The organism is Sporocytophaga myxococcoides (genome assembly GCF_000775915.1).
Lineage (GTDB): Bacteria > Bacteroidota > Bacteroidia > Cytophagales > Cytophagaceae > Sporocytophaga > Sporocytophaga myxococcoides_A.
In genome coordinates, this window is the sequence record NZ_BBLT01000019.1 from 1 (window position 1) to 6,282 (window position 6,282).

General features: G+C 33.8%; 9 protein-coding genes. 8 read left to right on the plus strand and 1 reads right to left on the minus strand.

Annotated elements, in window-relative coordinates:
• Nucleotides 1-288: 288 nt before the first annotated feature.
• The 8 genes from MYP_RS24365 (at nucleotide 289) to MYP_RS24400 (ending at nucleotide 5,589) form a co-directional block, all read left to right on the plus strand.
• Nucleotides 289-915 carry a hypothetical protein gene (locus MYP_RS24365; protein ID WP_156140825.1) on the plus strand — a complete coding sequence of 209 codons (627 nt, stop codon included), beginning with the start codon at nucleotides 289-291 and terminating at the stop codon, nucleotides 913-915.
• A 245-nt stretch (nucleotides 916-1,160) separates the two neighbouring features.
• A complete protein-coding gene (locus MYP_RS24370; protein WP_045469932.1) occupies nucleotides 1,161-1,682 on the plus strand; it encodes a hypothetical protein in 522 nt (173 codons plus the stop codon).
• A 140-nt stretch (nucleotides 1,683-1,822) separates the two neighbouring features.
• Nucleotides 1,823-2,302 carry a hypothetical protein gene (locus MYP_RS24375; protein ID WP_045469935.1) on the plus strand — a complete coding sequence of 160 codons (480 nt, stop codon included), beginning with the start codon at nucleotides 1,823-1,825 and terminating at the stop codon, nucleotides 2,300-2,302.
• 123 nt (nucleotides 2,303-2,425) lie between these two features.
• Nucleotides 2,426-2,890, plus strand: a complete 465-nt coding sequence (locus MYP_RS24380) for a VOC family protein (protein ID WP_231570095.1) — start codon at nucleotides 2,426-2,428, stop codon at nucleotides 2,888-2,890.
• A gap of 161 nt (nucleotides 2,891-3,051) precedes the next feature.
• A complete protein-coding gene (locus MYP_RS24385; RefSeq protein WP_045469940.1) occupies nucleotides 3,052-3,486 on the plus strand; it encodes a hypothetical protein in 435 nt (144 codons plus the stop codon).
• Nucleotides 3,487-3,532: 46 nt separating this feature from the next.
• A complete protein-coding gene (locus tag MYP_RS24390) occupies nucleotides 3,533-3,982 on the plus strand; it encodes a hypothetical protein (protein WP_045469943.1) in 450 nt (149 codons plus the stop codon).
• A 182-nt stretch (nucleotides 3,983-4,164) separates the two neighbouring features.
• Nucleotides 4,165-4,866, plus strand: a complete 702-nt coding sequence (locus MYP_RS25605; protein ID WP_052430496.1) for a hypothetical protein — start codon at nucleotides 4,165-4,167, stop codon at nucleotides 4,864-4,866.
• A 165-nt stretch (nucleotides 4,867-5,031) separates the two neighbouring features.
• Nucleotides 5,032-5,589, plus strand: a complete 558-nt coding sequence (locus tag MYP_RS24400) for a hypothetical protein (RefSeq protein ID WP_156140826.1) — start codon at nucleotides 5,032-5,034, stop codon at nucleotides 5,587-5,589.
• Between the two features lie 285 nt (nucleotides 5,590-5,874).
• Here MYP_RS24400 and MYP_RS25910 read toward each other — a convergent pair.
• Nucleotides 5,875-6,282 (minus strand): transposase (locus MYP_RS25910; protein ID WP_197060187.1); only part of this gene is annotated, 408 nt, incomplete at its 5' end.

A 6,282-nucleotide genomic window follows, 5' to 3' on the forward strand; every position in this document is an offset into this window, starting at 1 on the left:
AATAGGTTGTAGTCAGTGCAGGCAATCATGGTGAGGAATCAGCGGCGCTTTAAATCCCGCACTTTTTTTATTATTTTTATATAGCGTGCTGGCTTTTCTGCTTGATAGATGATCTCTTTTAAGCGCTGCCCTATTTTATACTTAACGTTAGCAAACATAAAAAGAAACCATTTTTAACTTATGAGTACTATTCATGCATCTCAGCTTTTAAAGTCGCATCCTTACTTACCTTATTTGATGACATATCCAATATCAGTTATAGTAATTTCTATAACGGGGATAAATAATTTGACAGAAGATTTAAATTTAGCAGTAATTTGTGTTTTCTTGTTCGGAGTGTCAGGAGCCGTTTGCTATTTTTTAAATAAACCAATTTATAAAACGCTTTTACATTTATGGGCTGTTGGTCAAACAGTAGTTTTTGTTATTCCATATTTAAACTGGAATGTAAGTTTTATTTATAGTTCTGTATTTTCCCTTTTTTTTAAATTAAAGTCCGGAGGAGAAATAAAATTAGGAATTAATTTGGTTGGGATGTTTTATATATTTGCCAACCACTACTTTAATCATCTTAGATACATGTTTGGGCTGGTTGGTACTAAAGTAACTTTATCACCTATTAAGCCTATGGCAAATTTGAAGGATCTCAATCATCTTTTACCGTTACAAGGTGAAATATTAAAAAGAGTTAAAATTGATAAGGATGATAATTGGATGTTGGTTCAAATTCATGATTCAGACCGTAATTCTACTACTCTGAATTATTTCGCTGTTCGCAGCACAGATAATGAGACGTTCAAACCTGGTTCTAACAAGCTGATAAGAGTTTTGAGGGTGAAGGATATTTCAAAGATTGAAGAAAACGAATTTAAGAAGGATGATTTTGAATATTTGGGGGTTGCAAAAGGGAAATAGGTTTGGGGGAAATTGGGTACTTGACTATCCTCATGGAGTACTGTGAAATTAAAATTTGATGATTAATTACGTTTGCTAACATTGCATATACTCGACCACCGGTTGCAGTGGATCTGAGAGTTCAGACCTTTTTATTATCTTAGGTTCTTGGCGGATACTTTTCTGCTATAAAACCCGGTGGCCAAGCAAATGCTTAACGTTAGCCACAAGCAAAAAAAAAGTCAGCTTCTTCGGTATAAAAATTTATGTTAGTTAAAATCTATAAGGCTATAATAAGTACATCCTTTTTATGGGTAATAGGATTACTGTTAGTTTTATGGGGGTACTATGCTGATGGCATAATAAGAATATTAATAGGATTCCTATTTATCTATTTGGCTATTAAGTCTGCAATTAGTGACTATAAATTGGATACCGAGATAGAGGGATGGTTAATTAAAAATCAAGGAAGAATTATTTTCTTTTATCCTACTAAATTGCCAATTCAGAATAAAATTAAAGAAGAAATTTTACCCTTATTTCCTGATAATATACTTCAAGCATATTATGACGGGCCAAAAATTGTTGGAGATTTGGAACCTATCAGGTTTCTAATAAAACGAATAATGTTTTTAAATCCGAAAATAAGACCTAATTATCCTACAATTATAAGGATAGAAAATAAGGACCTAATTGTAAAAGAAGAATTAGTTGAACTGATGGGCATACATAAAAAAAGAATTGATTTAAATGAAATTAAACGTAGAATAGAAAATGCCTGTGGCTAACAGAGTGTAACTTCCACGACCGGGGATTGTAGGAGAGGAAATTTCAGAACTATTATTTAACTTTTGACTACGGCGAATGCCGACGCAGTTTTAAAACCGGTCGCGTCAGCTACACGTACCGTTAGCTGTAATTAAAGAACATGGGAATACATATTCAAAAAATACAAACAAACTGGACAAAGGAAAGCAGAAGTAGTCCTGGCTCTACTTTACGAAATAGAGTTCCCGAAAAGTTGCCAATTGAAACTGAAGAATTATCTGACTCCGTAGTCCTCCAAGAAATAATTTATAACGAGGGAAGATTTAATGAACCAAGTAAAAAGAAGGTTTTAACTATCAATGAAGTTCAAATCAGAGAACAAAGGTTAGATTTTAACTATTCTGATGATAGTCTCGAAATTGGATTTTGGACTGAAGATAAGATTAGAAAGAAAGTAGGAATATTGAACTTCAATTCTTGGTGTCAAATAAAAACAAATAGAAGATTCCCAATGGAATACACTTGGGGGTACTATAAAATTATTTACAATATTTTTTATGGTGACTTGAACAAGGCAAAAGATTTTATGGAAACCAAGAAACAGGAAATTGAAATGGATTTTCAATCTCTTCTCAAATAAATACAGCTAACATTGTGTAAAAATGCATTAAAACGCATTTTACACTAATCGTTAGCGGTCATTGTAGGACGACCGGAAACAACACGATAAATTGACAAATAAAATATGGCAAAAAGTAAATTAATGGAAATGCACAATGTTGGCATTGTTGTAGAATCACTTGACAATGCAATTGAATTTTTCACAGAAATTGGGTTGATACTTGAAGGAAGAATGATGGTTGAAGGTGAATGGGCAGGACGGGTAACCGGACTTGGCGACCAATCTGTTGAAGTAGCTATGATGGTTACTCCTGACGGACACTCCCGACTTGAACTTTCACAGTTTCTACGTCCACAAACAATTGCTGACCACAGAACGAATCCGGTGAATTCACTTGGCTATCTAAGAGTAATGTTTAGGGTTGACAACCTTGACGAACTTTTGGGCAGACTTGAAAAACACGGTGGTAAAGTCGTTGATGAAGTTGTTCAGTTTGGTGACGTTTATAGACTCTGCTACATTCGTGGAGTAGAAGGATTGCTTATTGGCTTAGCTGAACAACTTGGTAACACAAAAGCAACAGACATTTTAGAAGACAATGAGTGAGAAAACAACGAACCGCTATCACGGGTTTTGCGTCAGGCGGCTGACGTGTAAACTTGGAGCTTTGTGCTACTAATGAACTTTAGTAATAAATTGAAACTTTGTGCTCCGAAACCCGCCCGAACGCAAAGCCCCGAACCGTTAGCACACATTTAAAAAACACTATGGACGAAATCAAATCTTTTGAAGATTCATTAAATAAGGCTGATCAAGTACACTTTCATTTAACCAGAGATTATAATAAAGAACCATCGGCAATAAAACTTGGATTTAAAGAGCCTAAAGATGGCATACATGGATACGGAGGAATTCATACATTATTCAAAAATCTTGAGACTATACTTGTCATATTCATGGATAATTCTGATAATATTGATTTGTCAATAGTTAGCAAACAAACAGCTAGTGCTCTTAATATAAAAAACTTAAAATTTGACAAGTTGAACTTAGAAGAATACTTAAGATATGAACCTAAAGATCGAAAGCTTATAATTTTAATTGGTCCAAATCCTTCAAGTGACTTTAATGTTGTTTTACCTCAAGAAATGACAAGTCCTTTGGTGCTTGATAAATATTCTACAAGTCAACGACAAGGGTGATTAAATTAGATTATCAGGTTAGGTTTGGGTATATAGAATTTAAAAAATGGAAGGTGAGGATCTAATAAAATCTGCAATTGGTAAAAAGCTTAAGAATGGCAAGGTTCAGTCTTTTTATTTAGATAATAAATTGAGTGAAAGAATCAACGTAACTTTTTTAGAATTTGATAATTGGATAAGGATAGTTACAACAGATGAAGTTACAAGCTTAACAACTGAAGCTTCTGACTTAGAAAGACTAGAATTTGGAGATGAAGAGTTTAAGTATAAAATTGAAGCAATAGAGGTTTATTTTCCTGAATTCAAAAAGTACATTGGTAAATCATTGACTAGTTATAAAGAATTAGTACTAAGAAAATCAGAATCATTAAGCTTTGGATTAAATCTATATTTTGAAGACGGATTTAATTTAATTATTCATAATCAGGATTATCCAATTGATAAAACTGAATATTTATTTGAAAATACAATACCTCAGGATTTAAAAGAAAAGTAAAAACGTGTGCTAACATTGCATATGCTCGACCACAGGTGCAGTGGGAGCCGATAGTTTAGAGCTTTTAGCTGTCTTCAGTTCTAGCGAATACTTTTCTGCTTTGAAAACCGGTGGCCAAGCATATGCTTAACGTTGGTGGCAAGCAATGTAGTCCGTAAACTAACAGACAATATTTGACGAAAATGAATATTTTTCAAATTATAGCTCGGGCAATTATTAAGAAATCATTTCACTTGTCAGTTTGGGCAATTGAACAGTTTCACGACATTGCTGTATATGAACAGAAAGCAAAAAAACTACAAGAACTTCCAGATGGAACGCTTGGAAAAGATATTGCAAACTGTTTAGAAAAAAATAATTTAAGACTTGTCCCAAACTTTGAAAGCCACGACCTAAAACACATCTTGCTTGACTTTAAGATGACACCTGTAGACGAAATTAGAATGCAGGCTTTTATGTTGGGAAACGGTAACTACTCAATTCCAAGTTTTGCAATATTTATTTTTGGAGCGTTATTACTACCTGACTTGTGGACGACATTTTATAATGACTACATAAACGGTCTAAATTCAAAGCCTCTTAAAACCTGGACAATTGAAGATTATGCACATTGCCAAACTTCAACTTTAAGACAAATTGTTACAAAATATTCAGTAAGACAAGAAACAAAATTTAATATGATATCACTAATAAGATTTGGTGCTTTGACAGCAATTGTACTTGGGACATTTGGAATGTTATTTTGCTTGCCATTTTTATTTTCGAGTGATATTACTGACTTGGTTGGTGCAGGTTTTCCATTTGTAGGTGGAGCAATTATTGCTAGTGGTGGACTTATTACATTATCAAACTTAACAAAACAAACAAAACAATTTATTACATAAACAAAGCAACGATAAATTGTCCAGCCACCAACATGAGGCTTTGCGTCAGGCGTTGTGACGTCTAGACTTGCAGTTGTGAGGTAAATAAATTTAAAAGAATGTTAACTTAGTTTATTGCTTATAACCCGCCCGAACGCAAAGCCCAGAAACGTTAGCTACAAGCCTATGAATAATATCATATATCTAAGTTTCATCTTAATATTTATTTGCTTTTCATGCAACCAAAAATCCCAAACCAAAATAACTGAACCAATTGAAGATTATAGTTATAAAGGTTCCGGAAAATATTATTTTGATTTTGATGCAATTGAACATTATTCTCTTGCCATAGATATTAGGGATGTTGATAAGAAAGCTAATAATCCACGTGGTACAATGGAAGTATTATATAGGGAATCTGAATTTATTTCAGATACACTATATATTGATAGTTTAACAGATCTAAATTTTAATAAATATTCAATTAATAAAATTTATTTTGATTCAATAAACCAGATTTTTAGAGATAAGTATCAACCTGAGATTATGGGCACGACCTGCATTCCTTGGTTTAGTGATATTCTCGTGTTCAAAAAATCAAATTCAATTTCTGGTGTAGCTAAAGTTTGCTTCCATTGTCTGAAACATAATATTGTTGGCTCAAAAACCGAAACCCGAGGTTTGGGTCAATCAAATGATTATGAAAAGTTAGAACAGATCCTAATTAAAAATAAAGGCCAGTAGCTAACAACTAAGTTTTCGTGCGGCACAGCGTGCCGAGCATGAAAACGCTGTTGCACGGAACCTTAGGTTGTTAGACAATGCACTATGGGTAATGAGACTATTTTTAGTGGGATATAAAAAAGTGGAGAGGATATTTATGGAGTTATTATCCTTACGATGAAGGCATTTTTAAACTGGTTGTTTAGATATTTCATTATTTGCTTAGAAGTTTATTGTCTATTTGATATTGTTTATTTTACCTTGGTCAAAGCTTCGCTGGAACTGCTCTGGAACAAGAGAGTTCAATTAAATATTTACTTCAGTTTTATTGATATTGAAAAAAAAAGGTGGCCCACGTCTGTCAAAAATTTCAATAACGACCATGGTTTTGGTTTTGCAACAGGAACAGATTTTCGGGTCATAGGAAGTAATCGTTCTTCCATTTAGAGGCATAATAGTTTTCTCCGGCATCTGTGCCTTCGTTCTTCCATTTAGAGGCATGATAGTTTTCTCCGGCATCTGTGCCTTGATGGTGGGGATGGTCACTTTCTTAGAAGTGCTACTAAGAATCCCAAAATGTCTTATGCGAACAAAGCCTCTTGGGAGTATATGCAAGGCAAACCTTCGTATAAACTCCATCGGCTCCAGTGTCATTTCTTTTTGCTGTGCACTCTGCCTGTAATCCTTGTAAGAGAATGTAACGCTATTGTTGTT

Coding starts and splice junctions, on each gene's coding strand:
- MYP_RS24390 (WP_045469943.1), top strand. CDS start 3,533: ATGGAAGGTGAGGATCTAATAAAATCTGCAATTGGTAAAAAGCTTAAG.
- MYP_RS24375 (WP_045469935.1), top strand. CDS start 1,823: ATGGGAATACATATTCAAAAAATACAAACAAACTGGACAAAGGAAAGC.
- MYP_RS24370 (WP_045469932.1), top strand. CDS start 1,161: ATGTTAGTTAAAATCTATAAGGCTATAATAAGTACATCCTTTTTATGG.
- MYP_RS24385 (WP_045469940.1), top strand. CDS start 3,052: ATGGACGAAATCAAATCTTTTGAAGATTCATTAAATAAGGCTGATCAA.
- MYP_RS24380 (WP_231570095.1), top strand. CDS start 2,426: ATGGAAATGCACAATGTTGGCATTGTTGTAGAATCACTTGACAATGCA.
- MYP_RS25605 (WP_052430496.1), top strand. CDS start 4,165: ATGAATATTTTTCAAATTATAGCTCGGGCAATTATTAAGAAATCATTT.
- MYP_RS24400 (WP_156140826.1), top strand. CDS start 5,032: ATGAATAATATCATATATCTAAGTTTCATCTTAATATTTATTTGCTTT.